General features: G+C 41.8%; 19 protein-coding genes and 1 pseudogene. 16 read left to right on the top strand and 4 right to left on the bottom strand.

Going from position 1 to position 18,159, the window contains the following annotated elements:
* Positions 1–373 precede the first annotated feature (373 nt).
* From AS29_RS17405 to istB, 13 genes are all read left to right on the top strand, one after another.
* Complete coding sequence (locus AS29_RS17405; RefSeq protein ID WP_035412700.1) at positions 374–970, top strand: TerD family protein; 597 nt, start codon at positions 374–376, stop codon at positions 968–970.
* A gap of 160 nt (positions 971–1,130) precedes the next feature.
* On the top strand, positions 1,131–1,709 hold the full coding sequence (locus AS29_RS17410; RefSeq protein WP_035412703.1) for a TerD family protein: 579 nt from the start codon (positions 1,131–1,133) through the stop codon (positions 1,707–1,709).
* A 149-nt stretch (positions 1,710–1,858) separates the two neighbouring features.
* A complete protein-coding gene (locus AS29_RS17415; protein ID WP_035412706.1) occupies positions 1,859–2,437 on the top strand; it encodes a TerD family protein in 579 nt (192 codons plus the stop codon).
* A gap of 85 nt (positions 2,438–2,522) precedes the next feature.
* Positions 2,523–3,752: an HpcH/HpaI aldolase/citrate lyase family protein gene (locus AS29_RS17420; protein WP_035412709.1), complete on the top strand. Its 1,230-nt coding sequence runs from the start codon at positions 2,523–2,525 to the stop codon at positions 3,750–3,752.
* On the top strand, positions 3,679–5,079 hold the full coding sequence (locus tag AS29_RS17425; RefSeq protein WP_035412711.1) for a phosphoribosyltransferase family protein: 1,401 nt from the start codon (positions 3,679–3,681) through the stop codon (positions 5,077–5,079). The genes AS29_RS17420 and AS29_RS17425 overlap by 74 nt, the downstream gene beginning before the upstream one ends.
* Positions 5,069–6,184 carry a cysteine protease StiP family protein gene (locus AS29_RS17430; RefSeq protein WP_231889979.1) on the top strand — a complete coding sequence of 372 codons (1,116 nt, stop codon included), beginning with the start codon at positions 5,069–5,071 and terminating at the stop codon, positions 6,182–6,184. Before AS29_RS17425 ends, AS29_RS17430 begins: the two co-directional genes overlap by 11 nt.
* On the top strand, positions 6,184–6,996 hold the full coding sequence (locus AS29_RS17435) for an HAD family hydrolase (RefSeq protein WP_035412714.1): 813 nt from the start codon (positions 6,184–6,186) through the stop codon (positions 6,994–6,996). The genes AS29_RS17430 and AS29_RS17435 overlap by 1 nt, the downstream gene beginning before the upstream one ends.
* 34 nt (positions 6,997–7,030) lie before the next feature.
* A complete protein-coding gene (locus tag AS29_RS17440) occupies positions 7,031–8,638 on the top strand; it encodes a YceG family protein (protein ID WP_035412718.1) in 1,608 nt (535 codons plus the stop codon).
* A gap of 15 nt (positions 8,639–8,653) precedes the next feature.
* Positions 8,654–9,745, top strand: a complete 1,092-nt coding sequence (locus AS29_RS17445; RefSeq protein WP_035412720.1) for a toxic anion resistance protein — start codon at positions 8,654–8,656, stop codon at positions 9,743–9,745.
* A gap of 19 nt (positions 9,746–9,764) precedes the next feature.
* Positions 9,765–10,430 carry a vWA domain-containing protein gene (locus AS29_RS17450; RefSeq protein WP_035412750.1) on the top strand — a complete coding sequence of 222 codons (666 nt, stop codon included), beginning with the start codon at positions 9,765–9,767 and terminating at the stop codon, positions 10,428–10,430.
* 102 nt (positions 10,431–10,532) lie between these two features.
* Positions 10,533–11,105, top strand: a complete 573-nt coding sequence (locus AS29_RS17455; protein ID WP_035412725.1) for a DUF4184 family protein — start codon at positions 10,533–10,535, stop codon at positions 11,103–11,105.
* Positions 11,102–11,473, top strand: a complete 372-nt coding sequence (locus tag AS29_RS17460; protein WP_035412728.1) for a Mu transposase domain-containing protein — start codon at positions 11,102–11,104, stop codon at positions 11,471–11,473. The genes AS29_RS17455 and AS29_RS17460 overlap by 4 nt, the downstream gene beginning before the upstream one ends.
* A complete protein-coding gene (gene istB / locus AS29_RS17465; RefSeq protein WP_035412730.1) occupies positions 11,470–12,231 on the top strand; it encodes an IS21-like element helper ATPase IstB in 762 nt (253 codons plus the stop codon). Before AS29_RS17460 ends, istB begins: the two co-directional genes overlap by 4 nt.
* A gap of 474 nt (positions 12,232–12,705) precedes the next feature.
* Here istB and AS29_RS17470 read toward each other — a convergent pair whose 3' ends face one another.
* Positions 12,706–13,398 (bottom strand): DUF3800 domain-containing protein, encoded by a 693-nt coding sequence (locus tag AS29_RS17470; RefSeq protein WP_035412733.1) that lies wholly within the window; start codon positions 13,396–13,398, stop codon positions 12,706–12,708.
* Between the two features lie 287 nt (positions 13,399–13,685).
* Positions 13,686–13,892, bottom strand: a complete 207-nt coding sequence (locus AS29_RS17475; protein ID WP_035412736.1) for a hypothetical protein — start codon at positions 13,890–13,892, stop codon at positions 13,686–13,688.
* A 386-nt stretch (positions 13,893–14,278) separates the two neighbouring features.
* Here AS29_RS17475 and AS29_RS21935 point away from each other — a divergent pair, with 386 nt between their 5' ends.
* Positions 14,279–14,410 carry a hypothetical protein gene (locus tag AS29_RS21935; RefSeq protein WP_269449404.1) on the top strand — a complete coding sequence of 44 codons (132 nt, stop codon included), beginning with the start codon at positions 14,279–14,281 and terminating at the stop codon, positions 14,408–14,410.
* Between the two features lie 106 nt (positions 14,411–14,516).
* Here AS29_RS21935 and AS29_RS17485 read toward each other — a convergent pair whose 3' ends face one another.
* Both AS29_RS17485 and AS29_RS17490 read right to left on the bottom strand, forming a co-directional pair.
* Positions 14,517–15,089 (bottom strand): hypothetical protein, encoded by a 573-nt coding sequence (locus tag AS29_RS17485; protein WP_051860844.1) that lies wholly within the window; start codon positions 15,087–15,089, stop codon positions 14,517–14,519.
* Positions 15,037–16,191, bottom strand: coding sequence for a helix-turn-helix domain-containing protein (locus AS29_RS17490; RefSeq protein WP_035412742.1), 1,155 nt, complete (start codon positions 16,189–16,191; stop codon positions 15,037–15,039). The genes AS29_RS17485 and AS29_RS17490 overlap by 53 nt, the downstream gene beginning before the upstream one ends.
* A 394-nt stretch (positions 16,192–16,585) precedes the next feature.
* Between AS29_RS17490 and AS29_RS17495 the strand changes: the two genes are divergently transcribed.
* Both AS29_RS17495 and AS29_RS22100 read left to right on the top strand, forming a co-directional pair.
* Entirely contained in the window at positions 16,586–17,284 is a 699-nt protein-coding gene (locus tag AS29_RS17495; protein WP_035412744.1) for a hypothetical protein, read from the top strand.
* Positions 17,285–17,489: 205 nt separating this feature from the next.
* Positions 17,490–18,159 (top strand): annotated as a pseudogene (locus tag AS29_RS22100) (IS4 family transposase); the annotation flags it as partial.

The following is an 18,159-nucleotide window of genomic DNA, read 5'->3' on the forward strand; positions in this document are numbered from 1 at the left end:
AGGTCATTTACTGTCCATACTCTCCTTTTTTCATTCCTCTCATCAAATCAACTGTAAAATTATTGAATATATTCAATTTAAACCCTTGCGTGCAACGCTAGTGGGACAGGCACTGCTGAAGCCCTCCTTAAAAGTAAATAATTACCTCCCGTAAAATCCTGCAGAAAGTGAAACCTTAGCTGCTGCTTGTCCGTATTACAAAGCTGTAGGTGTTTCACCCTGTCGATTGACAGGGAAGAAGGTCGCTTAAAGTTGAATGCTTTGGAAAAATTGTGGTATCATTTTCTTGGAATGCTGTATGCGGCTTCATTGGCTGCAGCATATGAAGAAATAAGGTTTTAAAGGCTTTATTACTGGGAAGGAGTGTTGAAGAATGGCCATTTCCTTGCAAAAAGGGCAGAAAATCGATTTAACTAAAGGCAGAGCCGGATTGTCTTCCATTACGGTAGGACTAGGCTGGGATCCAGTTAAAAAAAGCGGAGGGTTCTTTGGTTTCGGCGGAGGAAGCAGCAACGTGGATTGCGACGCTTCGGTCATGATGCTCAATGAGAACGGAAAGCTTGCGGATAAAAAGGATTTGATCTATTTCGGCAATAAAACAAGCTCCTGCGGCAGTGTCCAGCACTCCGGAGATAACCTTACCGGAGATGGTGAAGGGGATGACGAGCAGGTTAAAATTGACCTGAGCCGTATACCTTCACATATACATAGGCTTGTATTCGTTGTAAATATTTATCAGGCTGTTCAGCGCAAACAGGATTTCGGAATGATTCAGAATGCATTTATCCGCGTTGTTGATAATTCCAGCAATGCTGAGCTTGTTCATTTCAACCTGACAGACGACTTCTCCGGTTTAATGGCTCTTGTTCCGGGCGAAATCTATCGTCATAACGGAGAGTGGAAATTCTCTGCAGTCGGCGACGGAACAAAGGATACATCCATTAGTGAAATTGCGAACCGCTACGTTTAATAGAATATTAGTTTCATAAAGTGATGCGGGGGGATATCCTTATACGTTACATTTTTGCGGGCAGCAGGCTGTCCTCCCCCATCCTTTTTAAGAATGAAGCTTGAAGGTTTTACCGCCCGTTAATGCGAAAAAAAAACTACTAAAAGCGAGGTTATGCAAAATGGCAATCAGTTTAGCAAAAGGACAAAAAGTAGACTTAACAAAATCAAACCCGGGCTTGACGAATATTATCGTAGGACTTGGCTGGGACACGAATAAGTACGACGGCGGTCAGGACTTTGACCTTGACTCTTCTGTATTCCTGTTAAATGCTGATGGAAAATGCTCTTCTGAAGCAGACTTTGTTTTTTACAACAATACAAAGGGTGCAAACGGCGCGGTTGAGCACACTGGAGACAACCGTACCGGTGAAGGAGACGGCGATGACGAGCAGGTAAAAGTGAACCTGACAAGCGTACCTGAAAGCATTCAAAAAATTGCGTTCACCATTACAATCCACGATGCTGAAACACGCAGCCAGAACTTTGGCCAAGTCAGCAACTCTTACGTTCGCATCTTGAGCGAAACAAATGGCGAGGAATTAATCCGCTACGATCTTGGTGAGGATTTCTCTATTGAAACAGCAGTGGTAGTAGGCGAGCTTTACCGTCACGGTGCTGAGTGGAAATTCAGCGCAATCGGAAGCGGTTATCAAGGCGGGCTGAGTTCTCTTGTAAGCGACTATGGCTTGAACGTCTAATTTGGCGTTTACATGAAACTGGGGTGACTTCACGCAAGCAGTCAGCTTTTTCTGAGCTAGCCGATATGGTGTATAGCTTAGGGGCGGCTTTCTATTGCAGGTCGCCCCTTTTTTAGAATGAACAAACTATAAGCGAGTGGGGGATAACGATGACACTTTCATTGTCGAAAGGGCAAAGAATTGATTTAACCAAAACAAACCCCGGATTGACAAAGGTAATGATCGGTCTTGGCTGGGACACAAACCGATATAATGGCGGTCATGACTTTGATTTGGATGCTTCTGCCTTTCTTGCTGATGCTTCCGGAAAAGTTCAAAATGACAGCGAGTTTATTTTTTATAATCAGCTGAAAAGTCCGAATGGCGCGGTTGAACATACAGGGGATAACCGTACAGGTGAAGGCGATGGAGATGATGAACAGATTCTGGTTGATTTCTCTCTAATGCCTGCTCACGTTGATAAGATCGGCATCGCTGTAACCATTCATGATGCAGATGCAAGAAGACAGAATTTCGGACAGGTTTCCAATGCGTTTGTCCGGATCGTTGACGCTCAGACGGATAAAGAAATTCTCCGCTATGATCTTGGAGAGGATTTTTCCATTGAAACAGCGGTTGTTGTCTGTGAGCTGTATAAGCATGGAACAGACTGGAAATTCAATGCCATCGGCAGCGGGTTTTCCGGCGGTCTTGCCTCTTTATGCCGCAATTACGGGCTGCAAGTATAAAGTTATTTGCTGCGGACCGGGGAGGCAGCCCGCCTTCCCAGAGTCTTTTTTCAAATAGCAGATCATTAGAAGAGGAGGGGAATATTTGAAGCATTTTCACTATCTTCCGGTCCATACACTGGACGAAATTTTTTACAGCAAGCCGGCTCCATTCAGCCGTACCTCCTCTAAAGAACAGCTGGCTTACGCACTTGGGGCGACACTTTACATGCCGGGAACGAGAGAACAAATTTCTAGTAATGTGCTATCTGGAAAATTTCTTGAGGGCAAGCATGAGGGATTAACAAGCATGGCGATTTGTCTTGAGGATTCCATTGGGGATGACGAAGTAGAGACAGCAGAAATCAATACAGTCCATCAGCTGCAGACGATTTTTGCAAGCATTGAAAAAGAAGCGTTCAGTGAGGAGCTTCTTCCGCTTATTTTCATACGGGTACGGGAAGCAGAACAGATGATAAAACTCATCCGCCATTTAGGAAAAGCGGCAACCCTGCTATGCGGTTTCGTTTTCCCGAAGTTTACTGCAGCCAATGGGGAAAAATACTTCGAAACCCTCCGGCAGCTGAATGAAGAATTCTCTTTATCTCTTTATGGAATGCCGATCCTTGAATCCTATGAAATTATCTATAAGGAAACAAGAATGGAGGCGCTTGTTGGGATTAAAGAGCTGCTGGATGCCAATTATGGTCTCGTTTTGAACGTCCGGATCGGAGCGACCGATTTTTCAGGCCTGTTTGGAATTAGAAGAAGCAGCGATACGACCATTTACGATATTTCCGTTATACGGGACTGTATTACAGACATTATCAATATGTTCGGCCGGAGTTCAAAAGAGTATGTCATCTCGGGTCCGGTATGGGAGTATTTCTATGGTTCCAAGCGGATTATGAAGCCTCAGATCAGGCAGTCTCCTTTTCAGCAGGCATTCGGGCGAAACGGTCTCCAAGTGCGGACGGAAATGATTAACCGTTTTGAAGATGCCTTGATTCATGAAATCATGCTTGATAAGACGAATGGTCTCGTGGGCAAAACGGTGATTCATCCATCTCATATTAAAGTCGTTCATGCGCTGAACGTTGTGACTCATGAGGAATATTTGGATGCAAAGGCCATTTTGGACAGCCAGGATGGAGCGAACGGTGTGTTTAAGAGCACGTATGCCAACAAGATGAATGAAGTAAAACCACATACAAACTGGGCACGGAAAGTGCTGCTCAAATCTTCTATTTACGGGGTGCTTCATGACCAACAATCCTTCATTGACCTTCTTAACACAAAACAAAAAGAGCAAATACTCACTGGAAATCTTAGATAAAATCAGCGTCGATATTGAGATCAGAGAAAACCCGCTTCATCTCTCATTAAGAAGTCTGTTTGAGATGGGAGCAAGAATTAACAAAAAGAGAAGCTTCCTGTTTGTCAGCAAGGTCCTTGGGAAGCACTTGCCGGTATCACCAAAGGTTTCTTTAATGGCAGGAGCCGCCCTTGCAGGAGAATACATGGAAAAAGTTCACGGGAACGTTCACCCGTACAAAGAGGAAATGAGAGAGGCCATTGAAACGGGAGAAGCGGGCGAACTGCTCCTGCAGGCGGTTCAGCAGGAGAAATTCAGGCTTCCGGAAGAGACTGTTTTTATCGGTTTTGCCGAAACGGCTACTGCACTTGGACATGCTGTTTTCAATTGCTTCGAAAATGCCAGGTACCTTCATACGACCCGTGAGGAAGTGCAGGATCTAAGATCGGCAATCAGCTTTGAAGAAGAGCATTCCCATGCGACCTCGCACAGGTGCTATGCCGGAACGGAATTCTTCGATCATCCGCATCCGATTGTACTGGTGGATGATGAATCCACAACAGGGAAAACAGCTTTAAATATTATCGAGTCGATTCAGGCGATTTTTCCTAGAAAGGAATATACCATTGCGACGCTGCTGGACTGGCGGACGGACGAGTACAGAGAAGAGTTTCGCAGAATGGAAGAGAAGCTCGGGATTGTCATCCGCGATGTGTCCCTGCTATCAGGATCAATGGAAGCAAAAGGGGCTTCTATAGACGATCTTTTCGAGGCGGAAACAACGGACCGTCCAATGGCAGAGGCTGAAATATGCATGACCGGACTATCTGCCGCCTCCGATTATCAGACGGAATGGGTATCTAAAGGGGAAAGCACGGCAGCGCCTTCCTATCTTTCCAGCACAGGAAGGTTCGGCATGGATGATTCTCTTCAAAAGGAAGCCGGGCGCTTTATCAATGATGCAGCTGAAGAGCTTCGCCTAAAAAGAAGGGGAGAACGCACTCTCTGTCTTGGAACAGGCGAATTTATGTACATACCGATGCGGATTGCAGCGGAAATGGGGGAGGGCATCCACTATCAATCTACGACGAGAAGCCCCATCCATAGCATGAAAAAAGATGGATACCCGATTTTTTCAAAGTTCGCTTATCCAAGTCCGGAGCAGCCGGATATCGGGCATTTCTTTTACAATGTTGAGCCAGGAATGTATGACGAAGTCTTTGTGTTTTTAGAAAGGGAAGTCCCTGATGAACAGCTTGCCCCGATGCTTGAGCAGCTGAAATCTCTTGTTCCGTTTATTCACGTCGTTTACTTTTGCAGAAGGAAAGGTGATCAGCATGCCAGCTAAAACAATGAAGCCTCCAGTACCTATGGGAAGCTACTCTCAAAAAGATGTCGTCTTTCTATTAAAGGATATCAGCGATGTCATGCCCGAAAGCTCCACTCAGGACAGGGAAGAAGCCGTCCAATCCGGAACGCACTATTCAGAAATGCTGCCGATTGAATACAAGCCATCGGAAGAGTATATTTCTCTCTTTCACCTATCACTTGCCCAGTATAAAGAGCGACTTGCGATTGCCGCTGGAGTTGTCGCGGAGCAAATCATTAAGGAACGTGGAAAAGGGGCTGTTCTCGTCTCCCTTGCACGCGCCGGCACTCCAATTGGAATCCTTATAAAACGGTATATTCTTTTCAAATATGGGATCGATGTGCCGCATTACAGTGTTTCCATCATCCGCGGACGCGGAATTGATGAAAATGCCATGAAGTATATTTTTGAAAATCATCCATCCGAATCCATCCAATTTGTGGACGGATGGACTGGAAAAGGCGCCATCAAGAAAGAACTGAATGAAGCCGTTGAGCACTTAAATAAAACTTACGGGACCAATATCAGTGATACAATGGCTGTATTAGCAGACCCTGGATATTGCGTGACTATTTATGGCACAAGAGGAGATTTCCTGATTCCGAGTGCCTGCCTGAACTCCACTGTGTCAGGGCTCGTCAGCCGCACCGTTCTGAACAGCGAGTTTATCAGCCCGACGGATTACCACGGGGCCAAGTACTATCGCGAGCTGGAAAAGGAAGATTTGTCTCTTCATTTTATTGAAACGATTGCAGACCAATTCACTCTTGTAAAAGAAGAAGTAGAAAGACATCTGGAAGCCATGACGGCATCTGAACCGACATGGCAAGGCTTAGCTGACATAAAAAAAATTCAGGATGATTTCGGAATCGAAAACATTAATTTAATCAAGCCTGGTGTTGGGGAAACGACAAGGGTGCTGCTCCGCCGTGTGCCGTGGAGGATTCTTGTGAAAAGCCTCGACAATGCAGATCTTGAGCATATCCGCCTGCTTGCTGAAGAGCGGAACGTTCCAATCGAAGAGTATCCGGATATGTCTTATTCCTGCTGCGGACTGATTAAACCGCTCAAGGAGGGAAACTGATGATTTTTGCAAGCGATCTTGACCAAACGCTCATCTATTCAAGACGATCCTTCAGACATGACCCGGTAGAGGAAGACATCCGCCTGATTGAAACACTCGATGGGAAAGAGATTTCCTTTATGACCCATAAAGCCATTGCACTGCTTAAACAGGTGGCCGAGAAGGCAATGTTTGTTCCAGTTACAACCAGAACAATCGAACAGTTTAAGCGGATCACCATTTTTCAGGGAGAGCTTGCTTCAGAGTATGCGGTAACAAGCAACGGCGGCAACATTCTAAAGAATGGAACACCGGATGCAGACTGGAACAGACTGATTACCGGGCAGCTGAAAAATGGAATGGCAAGGGAAGACATGCTTGAGAAGTTCCAGGAGATTGTCCACGACGAATGGGTATTGAAGCAAAGAACGGCAGACGATTTGTTCAGCTACTGCATCATTGACAGGGATAAGGTTCCAGCTGAGCTTGAATCCTTTACCAAGTGGCTCAATGAAGCAGGATGGACGCACTCCATGCAGGGGAGAAAGCTTTATTTTGTACCAAAGCCCGTGAGCAAATGGGCAGCAATTGAATACATCAAAGGCATTGAGGGGAAGCAAACCGTTGCAGCAGCAGGGGACTCTTTGCTTGATTTATGTCTTCTCGAAAACGCTGAATTTCCATTTGCTCCAAGGCACGGAGAACTTCAGGAGCAGGGACAGGATTCTCAAGGGAAGATAATCAGAACAGAACAGGAAGGCATTTTTGCTTCAGAGGAAATTCTTGAAAAGGTACTGAAAATAGCAGAGCAAAACTTGAAGGTTATAAGATAAACAGATCGTTAATCGAAGGGGAAGGATGAGGAGTATGGTGAAAACAATTAGACCAATCAAGGCCGATGCAAATGAGAAGGATTGGCTGAGTTTGTTCAAAACCCCATTATCTCACCGCCAATCCTTCCTGCACTCTGAAGATGAGCATGTCTTTACCCAGGCTGCATTCCGGATCCTTGGTACATATCCGGACGAGGATGAATATCAGGAGGTCTTGTATGACCTTGCTCATAATGAAGAGCTAAAGGTTGTGCGCCTTAGCGGAACGCTTGATAAATCGATTCAGCCGGATCTTTTTCAGGCGATCCAGCGGGTACTGATGATCAACACCGAGGAAAATGGCCTCTCCGTCAACAGGCTCGTTGCTTTTATGGAGGGGGAGAGCCTTATTCCTAAGGCGGGCAACACAAGCTTATCTGTTCATTACCGGAACAATTGGAAGATCCTGCTCGAACAGTTTAAAGCTGCCCATCCGGGAGGGTTTCTGCATCCGGATTTTAGAAGGATCTTCACCGATCTGGTAAAATGGGGCCACAATCATCTTGCCGCATGGAACGCTGAAATAACAGAGCAGCCGCCTAAGATTCTCTGGTACGGTCCCGCTTCAAAAAGCGAGTCATACTTCTTGTATTATTTGATTCTTGCTGGAGCAGACGTGCTGATTTTTCATCCTGAAGGAGAAGATGTCTTAGGTTCATTCGATGAGGATGAATCTCTTACAACCATTATTCGGTTAAGTTCGACCGGAAGATTGCTGCCATTTCCTGAACAGAAGCCTGTCCGTAAAGGAACAGTTGCTTTCCGGGCTTCCAGGGAAATTGAGCAGATGCTTCATACGGAAGATTCGCTGCTGTATAAACCGTGGCAGTTCCGTTCCTATATTCCTAAATCGATTACATTAAAAACCACCTATGATGAACTATTTATTCTAGTAAAAGAAAAAGCTCTCATTCGTCCGAATTTTGAAGCATCCAGCCAAACGGTGCAAATCCCTGCTCTTTTCACTAAAGTAGCCGGCGTCTCCAAAAACAGAAAGGAATATTGGGCGAAAATTCAGCAGATCACGGATCACGAGCTTGCCTGGACGATTCGTTCCTTTCCTTTTACAAAGGCGGTTCCCGGCAATAATCATTTTCATTATCAGGCAGCACTCGGAGAAAACGGGCAGCTGGATCCTGAGAAAATGATGACCAGTAACTGGTGGGCATACAAAGAGCTCCCAACCGGCCTGCAGCAGGGACTAGCTTCAGCCATCTCCCGCTATTGCGCCTACCCTAAACTAAAAGCCCCGCAGCATGAAACCGACTATCAGACACAGCTCTATTTATTTAATCAGGCACTGTACCTGCCCCCGGATATATTAAGGCTTGTCCAGAAATTCGACTACGCCCAGGATATACCGAAAATCGTGCTTTACAATACAGAAAAAAATGGACCATTCAGCCGGTCGGATGCGGCCCTCCTGCTTTTGATGAACGAATTGGGCATGGACATCATCGTTTTCAATCCGGCAGGCCAGAACGATTTGGAACATTATATCCATGAGAGCAGCTATGACATTCACTGGCTGGAGGAAGTTAGCTTTGAAGAAGAATTCAAGGAATCTTCCTTGATTAAAAAGATGTTTAAAAAATGGTTTTAGGATGGAGGAAAGAAGATGAATACGAACGAATTGCAGGCAATGAATCTTGAAAAAAAAGAAGAGCTGCTGGAAACCGGCACCAACGAAATAAAAGCTCAGCTGAGAAAAGAGCCGGAAGTGCAAAAGCTCGCCCAAAACATCGATCATAAAAATCAGCTTGCCCTGCTGGAGTATGGAAAAGAACCGGCAAACGAAATCTCTGCCTTTTCCGGCAGAATTCTAAATACAATTAAATCAAGCAGCATGGAAGAATCCAGTGCGCTCTTAAAGCACCTTGGGAAAATCATGGACCGCTTCGACAGCAAGGATTTTGTGGAGAAGAAGGGCTTGATGGCAAAAGTGTTCAACCGCGGCCAAAAGGTGATGGACAAGCTGTTTTCCAAATACCAGACGATGGGCTCGGAAATTGACAAGGTGTACGTAGAAATCATGAAGTACGAAAATGAAATGAAGGGATCTACTCAGACGCTTGAACAGCTCTATGAGCAGAACTTTCAGTACTACACCGAGCTTGAAAAATATATTGTCGCAGGCGAAATGAAAGTTGAAGAGCTCCGGGCAAAGGTTCCCGAGCTTGAGAGCAGGGCGGCAAGCGGCAATCAGCTTGCGGGAATGGAACTGGATACGCTGAAAAATGGAATCGAGCTAATGGAACAAAGAGTGTATGACCTGGAAATGGCGAAGCAGGTCGCCTATCAGGCAGCACCGCAAATCCGCCTTCTCCAAAGAGGGAACACGAAGCTGATTGCCAAAATCAATTCCGCCTTCGTAACGACTATTCCAATTTTTAAAACGGGTTTAATCAATGCCATCGCAGCAAAAAGACAAAACCTTGTCGCCCAATCCATGAACGAACTGGATAAGCGCACGAACGAAATGCTGCTCAAAAACGCGCAGAACATTTCGAAGCAAAGCACGGAGATTGCGAGAATGTCCGGCAGCCCGAGCATTAAGATCGAAACGATGGAAGAAACATGGAGCATCATTATGAAAGGGATGCAGGAAACAAAAGCCATTGAAGATGAAAACAAAAAAATGCGCGAAGAAGGCAAGGTCCGGATCGAGCAGCTTCAAGAGAATTTCAAACGGCTTGAACAGCAGCGCTAAAGGAAAGGGAGCGAATGGATTGAGCACAATTAATCTGATGAAAAAGAATGTGCAAATTGTTCTCGAGAAAAAGCAGCTGGCCGGGGTAACAGCCCGAGTCGGCCTTGTACTCGATATCTCAGGCTCAATGAGAAAGCTCTATAAAAACGGGACCGTCCAAAAGGTAGTGGAGAGGATCCTTGCCGTTGCAAGCCAATTTGATGACGATGGCATGCTTGACGTTTGGGTATACGACAATGAATTTGCCCGTCTCAAGCCGGTTACGGAAAGGGATTTTAACGGCTATGTCGAAAACGTAATCCTTTCTGACTCTCTGATCCATAAATTCGGACGGAACGATGAGCCCCCTGTCATGGAGGATGTCATCCGAAAATATACGAGCGAAGAATCAAGTAAGGAACCTGCTTTCATTGTGTTTATTAATGACGGCGGCTGCAAAAAGACCATCAAAAAACCTGTCGTCGAATCCTCAAACCAGCCGATCTTCTGGCAATTTGTCGGTATTGGCGACAGCAATTTTGAAGTGCTGGAAAACCTGGATTCAATGGAAGGCCGATACATCGATAACGCCAGCTTTTTTCACATCCAGGATGCAGAAACGGTGACAGACGAAGAGCTATACAGCCAGCTTCTTGACGAATTTCCATCATGGATTCAGGAAGCGAAGGCAAAGGGAGTACTGTAAGAGAAGCCTCAGGAATTTTGATTCCTGGGGCTTTCATTTGTTGTATAGCACCGTAAAGCTTAAAATAAACCTATCCATATGCGAAACAGGAGGTCTTTGCCCTTGAATACGCTGCACCATGGTTTTTGGACTTATATGATCTTCCGCCGAAAGAAGCAATTCGTAAAATACTTTGTCATTGGCAGCATGGCGCCGGATTTTATATATTTCATCATGTTTTTCTACTTGCTATTAAAAAGTTTGCTGCTGAACGTCCTTGGCTTTACAGAAACGGCTTTTTCGCTTCGCAGCGCTGTTCATGGACTATTTGACGAACCAGTCACGATCGTTTTGAGACAAGGGGGGCATTCGCTCTTTGTATGGGTGCTTGCTTTTATCCTGATTGCCGCCATATCGCGCAAGCTATGGGTCAACGCCTGGCTCGCATTCTTATACGGATGGCTCGGGCATATTTTAATTGATCTCCTTACCCATGTACAGGACGCGGTACCGCTTTTTTATCCCATAAGCGATAAAATTTACCGCGGTCCAATTTCTTATTATGACCGGGATTTTTTCGGAAGGGAATTCAGTATGATTAATACGGCCATGATTGGAATAGCTATTTTGTATTTGATCATTGAAAAAGCAAGAAAATACAGCAGGAACAAAAGTTCTTACAGGCATGGGGCGTGAAACCTCTATTTCCGACGAGCCAATGGGAAATGAGGGAGGTTAGTCGAGATTGTTTCGTTTCATACAAAGGAAAAAAATATTCCGTTCCTTTCCGGTATGCAGGCCAAAAAGTGAAAATGAAAATCACATTGGAGCAGGAAATCGAAATTTTTAATGAACAGGAATGTATAGCAAAACATCCAGTCTTATCAGGGAAAGCAAAGGTAATTGCGGATAAGGGGCATTTTGAAGGACTGCATAAAGAAAAAGGACAGAAGAAAACGAAACACAAAGGTTTGGCGACCCATGATTCCTTCTCTTCTGTACCTGAAGTTGAAAAGCGCCCTCTCGCTTCCTATGCAGCCTTCGAGGAGAGTGATTTAATATGAACCATTCTCTTGAAGAACGTTTGCATCAGCTGAGTTGGCATCTCACAGCGCATCAGCTAGATGGATTAGTAGAAGACGCATCTAAAAATAATGTATCATATTTGGAGTTTTTTCACACACTTGTTTCACTTGAATGGGAAAACCGTCAATCAGGGCAGTTGGCTAAGAGGATACAACGTGCCAAATTGCCCTATACAAAGACCATCCATGATTTTGATTTTTCGTTTCAGCCCAGCATTAGCGAACAACGGGTAAACGAAACGCTTACCTGCCGGTATATCGCAAATGGGGAGAATAGAATCCTCCTTGGACCGCCTGGAGTGGGCAAAACTCATTTAGCAATCGCATTTGCCTTAGAAGCAATCACTCAGGGAGCCACTGCCCTGTTTCTATCGGCAGAAGACATAGCAATTGAATGCCGTAAGGCAGATGCCAGAGGTACACTCAACAGGCTTGTCAGCAAGTGGAGCCGTCCAGATCTTTTGATCATCGATGAAGTGGGTTATTTTCCGTTTGATGAACGGGCAGCAAATGTGTTTTTTCAAGTCGTATCGCGAAGATATGAAAAAGGGGCCATGATACTGACATCTAACAAGTCCTATGTGGAATGGGGAAACGTATTTGGAGATGAAGTGCTGGCTACGGCTATTCTGGATCGCCTATTGCATCACGCTGCCACCTTCAATATCAAAGGGGAATCATATCGATTAAGAGAAAAGAAAAAGGCGGGGGTTTTCCCCGCTGCCATACCAAAATAAACGGTGAAAAAGGGGATTTTTATTCCGGTTATTTTGGGGAATTTTAGGCCGGCATTGACAGTACCCTGGTAAATGGGTAACCTGGTAACCATGTTATTCAGTAACCAGCAGGTATATGCCTGATTTATCAAGGGGTTAGCCTCCCTCAAATGAAAACCATCCACTGAATACAGAGGTTTTACGAGGTCTCCTGTTTAGGGGCGTTGGTTTGTTGATCCTTACTTAGTAAATTTTTTGCATCTTTTCATGATCTTTTATGTTCTTATTTTTATTCGTGGGCAAAACACAACAAAAAACCCCTCAATTAGAAAATTGAAGGGTTTGTATTATAAGTTATAACATCCTAAACAGGATGCCTCAACGAAACGGAGCACTTACAGTACTCTTACTAATAATTAGCATTTTCGCGAGTAAGACAGTCACAAAATGTGCTGTAACATTATAATACACTATTCATTATGTCCTGTAAAGTGACTAATAATCCACTTTATCAGGAAGTTTGATCAGAGTATGTTTAGGTTTTAGCAAATTAATGAGGTTATTCTTGCCAAGAAGAATCTGACACTGTGTATTCGCCAATAGGTCAGCTGCCTGTATAAGGTAATTAGAGCTCGAATCTTTAAAATGGACCCTAAAATCACAATTAAAAGATGTTTGCTTATATTGAAGATGAACGTTGTAGTAATTTTCCAAATTAAATGTATTAAACAAGTAATCTTGCAAAGAATCTTTTGCTGAGTGAGCTATATTTTGGTTGTCTATATGTATTTCAGTAAAAGTGCAATATTGGGGGAGTTTTTGCGTTTTAATCAACTCCTCGACCAATCTCATGATAATGTAGTTCTTATATCTGACTACATCACGCTTCGAAGAAAAATTAACCCTCTTTACCGTGGATACTTTCACACTGACAAACACTTGTTCACAAGGAAGATTAGAAAGTCCTTTTAATAATCTTCTTCGTGTAGTTATGTTCATATCGGATGTTTTTAATTCACCCTCAACTCCTTTTTCTTTTTTTACAAGGTGAACAAGCTTCTTGTATGAAGTATTCGTTTTATGAAAATCTGATTCCTTTACCAATATACCGCCATAAACAAAATAATCCCCCTGGGGATAGTTTGGGTGTAATTGGCCTGAATCGTCTAAAAAAATGTAATATTTCATTTGGACCCACCATCTTTTTTTCTCATAATAACTAATTTGAATTAATTACCCAACACTCTTTGATGATAATCCGGATTTCCCTCTTGTGCATCAAAGTGAACACCCTATTCATAAAAGGCATTAACTCTCATAATTGTGTCTTATCTCAGTCCAAGTTACAATAAATATTTTAATTCATCTTTTTTAAAATTTCTGTAAGGACCTATAGATAACTTCATTTGGTTAAATGGTTTTTTCATAAGTTGAATGAAATGCCTGTGAAATCAAACTGCAGCAAATGTCTTGATTTAAGTAAATAACCATAAAGCCACATAATAAAGAGTTACCAAAGAACAAATGGTCCCTATACCATTGGCAATATTTCTAGAAATCCTCAAACTTCTTAAGATCATTCCCGCAGAAATCCCAGCGATTGCTGGAATGACAATAAGAAGCGCTAACGTCATAACCATATGGTTCATGGATTCTTGTAATGTCTTTTGAACGAAGTCCATACCTAACACCTCCGCCTTATATATGGGCTGCAAATACATAAAAGAGGAGAGGTTCATCCATTAATGCAGAAGGTTTTCTTATTTCCTTCATCGTTTTATCCTATTTTCACCATTTTAATTGAGGTTTTCATTTTCTCAAACATCAAATTAACCAAGAAAATGCATGGGTATATACCATTTCTTTATATTTCTCAAGATTCCGACCTTTTTTATATAGTTTCCAATTTGACAAAACAAAAAAGATGCTAACACAAATCAATATATAGTGTATTAAATTATTTTTCATGCACTATATATTGATTTTTAATAAGATAGGCTGGTAAAATAGACATATAGAAAGGAGGGGTAGAAATACTAGAAATTGTTAAAGAGAGGAGGAAATACAAATGCCAAAAAGTTTCTCTACAGCAAAGTTAAAACGTGAATTAAATAAAACCAAACGTGCGATAAATCGTGCAGAAGAAGATCTTAAAAGAGAATTACGAAAATTAGATCGCGACATAAAAAAAGGTTTCTAATGCGGACAGGCATCAGAAACCAGGTTCAGTTTACATCACATACCCATCAAGCTAACAATGACGAATGCTTAGGGTAAAACCATTTCTACAAGACAACCGTCTTATGCTAAGTATTGCTTATATTGTAATAAGAAAATATAGATTTTTTAATTTCAGGACCCAGATATTCTGTGCAGTCCGGGGAAAAAAGTTTTTTTAACAATTGTTCGAATTGTTCTAAACTTAGAATTTTATGCTCATAAGCACAACATAAAATTCCAATGGTTCCTGTACATTCAATATCATATTCTTGGCAGATACTCATAACCCGTTTTTCATTGGATGTACAATAAATCATTTTCTCTCTTGCAATGGCTATACATTCAGCATCAAATGAAGAAAGAGCAGGCTTTTCTTCAATGATTTTTAATAAGAACTCATAGGATTCTGCGTGCTCTAAGGCAGTTGGCTGATATTCTAGCCACTCAATATTTGATTGAATTGTTTCAAGAATTGCTTCACGATCCAAAATACTTTGCGGAATATAGACTTTTACAAACACTTTATTTAATAAAGATATGCATTGAAGTTCCGTGAAATCATTTAGGAGGTTATTATCTAATACACCCACTCTTCCTATAAGGCTTCTAATTTTCTGTATATTGATCTCCATAGTCTTCTTCTGCCCATGCTTTAACAAGTAGGCGCGCCTCCTTGTCGTTTAATAATAACAATTCGGCAACCTTATTCGAAGTTACCTTTTCATCTAAGTATAGCCTACGGAGAATAGATTCTAATTTTTTATTTTTTTTAATATGGGATATAGGATGAGGCTCTGTTTTATCGAATCCCATTTGTTTCAATTTACTATTAAATAGGAATCCGAAATTTTTTTGTTCTATATATCCTTCTTGTAATAACGCTACCAACAAGGCTTTTACACTTACACCAAATTCCTTTTTTATCTCGAAGATATTACTAAAGTTTCCAATAAATCCACGGAAATATTTTTTATAGCTTCTTAACTGATGTCTCGGAATTAAAAAGTAATTAGCAAATACATCGGCAGTTTTTTCATTAACATTTTTACGTGACTTACTATATGCTAATTCACTTGGTTCACAGTCATAATCGTCTCTATGGAATATAAGATGTCCTAGTTCATGTACAGCACTAAATATTTTTCTTTCCTCAGGAATATCTGGATGGTCGTTAATGATAATGAAAGCCCCTTTATCCTCTGAATATGCAGATAGACCATCAATGGTTATATTGTCTAATCTTAGAGCCAACACATTTATATTGTTCTTCTCTAGTATTGAAAAGATGTCATAATCAAATCCTTCTTCTATTCCAAACGCTTTTCTCTGTTTATCAGCAATATCTTGCATTAGCTCATAATCATCGTCAGTTAGTTTATTATCTTTAAGATGTAATCGATACGCTTGTGGTAGGTATGATACATTATTTTCCTCAGCTAACTCTAAGATTCGAATGTATTCATTAAGAACTTTGTTAAGATAATGAGCTAGATCATCGTCAAAATTTTCCTGAGGATTGTCTGCCCTAAACATAAAAGACATTGATTTTTTATTAGTAGATAAAAACCATTCTAATGGCAGATTAAATTTACTAGCTAACCTAAATAATCGGGCACTATCAATGACTTGGTCACCTGATAGATATTTAGCAACTGTAACTCTAGTCACCCCAATAATGTTACCGATGTCTTCATTTGTTAACCCTTTAGATTGTTTTAGACGATCGATGTTTTGTCCAATAACCTTTGCAATGTTCTCCATCTTAAACACACCTCCTCTTAGGCTTTGTCCTTATGTTAAAAATAGTTTCCTCAAAAATATTATAATATACATGATACGCAAAGAAAAGTTTCTTTTTTACTTGACCATGATAAAAAAACCTTCTATACTTTAGATAGAAGGTTTTTCTACATAGACAGGTAATTCCATCAAGTCTGATACTCGTAATATCAGATAAAGGATTTGTCTGCATTTCCATTTTAAAAACTTGTTATTTATTATATAAGAGATTACTTAGAAAGGCAATAAACTTTGTCTTATTTAAGGGTCCTTAAATGGAATAGGACATCTTCCTCTTGGTTGGAAAAAGAAGGAGGGATGAAGGCCTCTCTATGCATAGAATAACCTCCTCATAATAACAATTGGAGGTTTACAAATGAATATAATCTTTCTACAAGAAATGACTGCAACAATTCAAAGGCTTTCTCGTTTCAACGAAGGACGTTCAGATCGGGTAAAAGTTCAAACTTTACTTGAAACTGTTGAACCAATTGAAGAGGGGCAGTTTTGGTATATTCCTTCTGGATCTAGTGTTCCTCCTTACGTATTAGAATTTCTTAGAAAAGATGCGGAGTCAAAGGGAGAACAATTTCAGCTTCCTATGATTCCACTTAAATCGAATATCCTTGAAAGCACTGAGGACATTCAAGAACAAGCAACAGCAGGAAACTTACGGGAAGTATTAGATGATGCTAACAAAGCTATCCTAGTATCTGTTATGGAAAGAAAGGAGCTTACCAAATTACCTGGAAAATCCAAAGAAGGTTATTATGTTTATGAAATTAATTATGAACATAATATTTATGAAGTTCCCAACCAACCTAATCATTACGAATTTGTTACCCAATTACCATTTTCAGGGTTGCAGTTATATCCAAGTGGGGGAAGAGTTGAATTAGTTGTAGTTATGCCCACCGGAGTAATTGTAGATACTAACCTAACAAAAGGTATTGATGAGAATGGCGTTGAATTACAAGAATATATTACTACGATCCCAGCAACCAACAAAAGTGTAGTATCTTTTGAATATCGTTTAGACCCGACATTCACTGTACACTACTCTTATAACGACTAAGTTGGTTAGCTTATGAGATGGAGCCATCCTTTAGGGTGGCTTTTTTATTGTGATTGTTATAGTATTCAGTCTTTAAAAGTCTGGAGGTTTTAAAAACGGAAACTGTACCTTCAGATTTCAACTTGCAAATTATATGAAACAAAGTTAATTACTAGTGAGGAGATAATTAATGGAGCTGGCTAAAAAAAGATGAGGTGCTCCCTTTATGATACCGAAACAGGACCAAGACAATCAACTCCCTTCTGAACTGGAAATCGACTTTTTTTGAGCTTAAAGTATTCAAGCATTTGCACAAAACAGGCATTTCGAAAGCTTCCGGGTTCTCTTGCGGATATTTATTTCAGCTGCTTTTCTGCTTAATTTTCCAACCCAAAAACTGGTTCCGATTGCTGAAAAGCAATCAAGGAGAAGCCGTTCCGCGTAAGGATGCTGTTTATCGGTTTTTGAATCAGCACACCTATGCGTGGCGCCGATTCCTGCTCTTTCTTAGCGCTCATACAATTGGAAAGGTTTCAAAACTGACCCATCACCAGCGGCCGAAAGTGTTTGTCGTGGATGACTCGATGTTTGACCGGAATTGAAGTAAACACGTTGAAACGGCGTGTCGAGGCCCTTCGGTCTGCTCCAGAAGTCATTCCGCGCACGCTGAAACGCGCCATCGCTGAAGGAATTGAGGCCTCCTCTTACGTCTTAATGGATATATGGTTTACCCAACAGCCCCTCATCCAAGCCATCACCCATCAAGGGCTTGATGTCGTTAGCATGGTGAAAAATACAAAACAGCGCTACTTATACAACGGACAGTATGTGGATTTAAAACAGCTTTATCGCTTGGCTGCACCTACTGGAAGGAAGGGCGGAATTTTGCGTTCCAT

This window comes from Bacillus sp. SJS (assembly GCF_000732485.2).
GTDB classification, from domain to species: Bacteria; Bacillota; Bacilli; order Bacillales; family Bacillaceae; genus Metabacillus_B; species Metabacillus_B sediminis.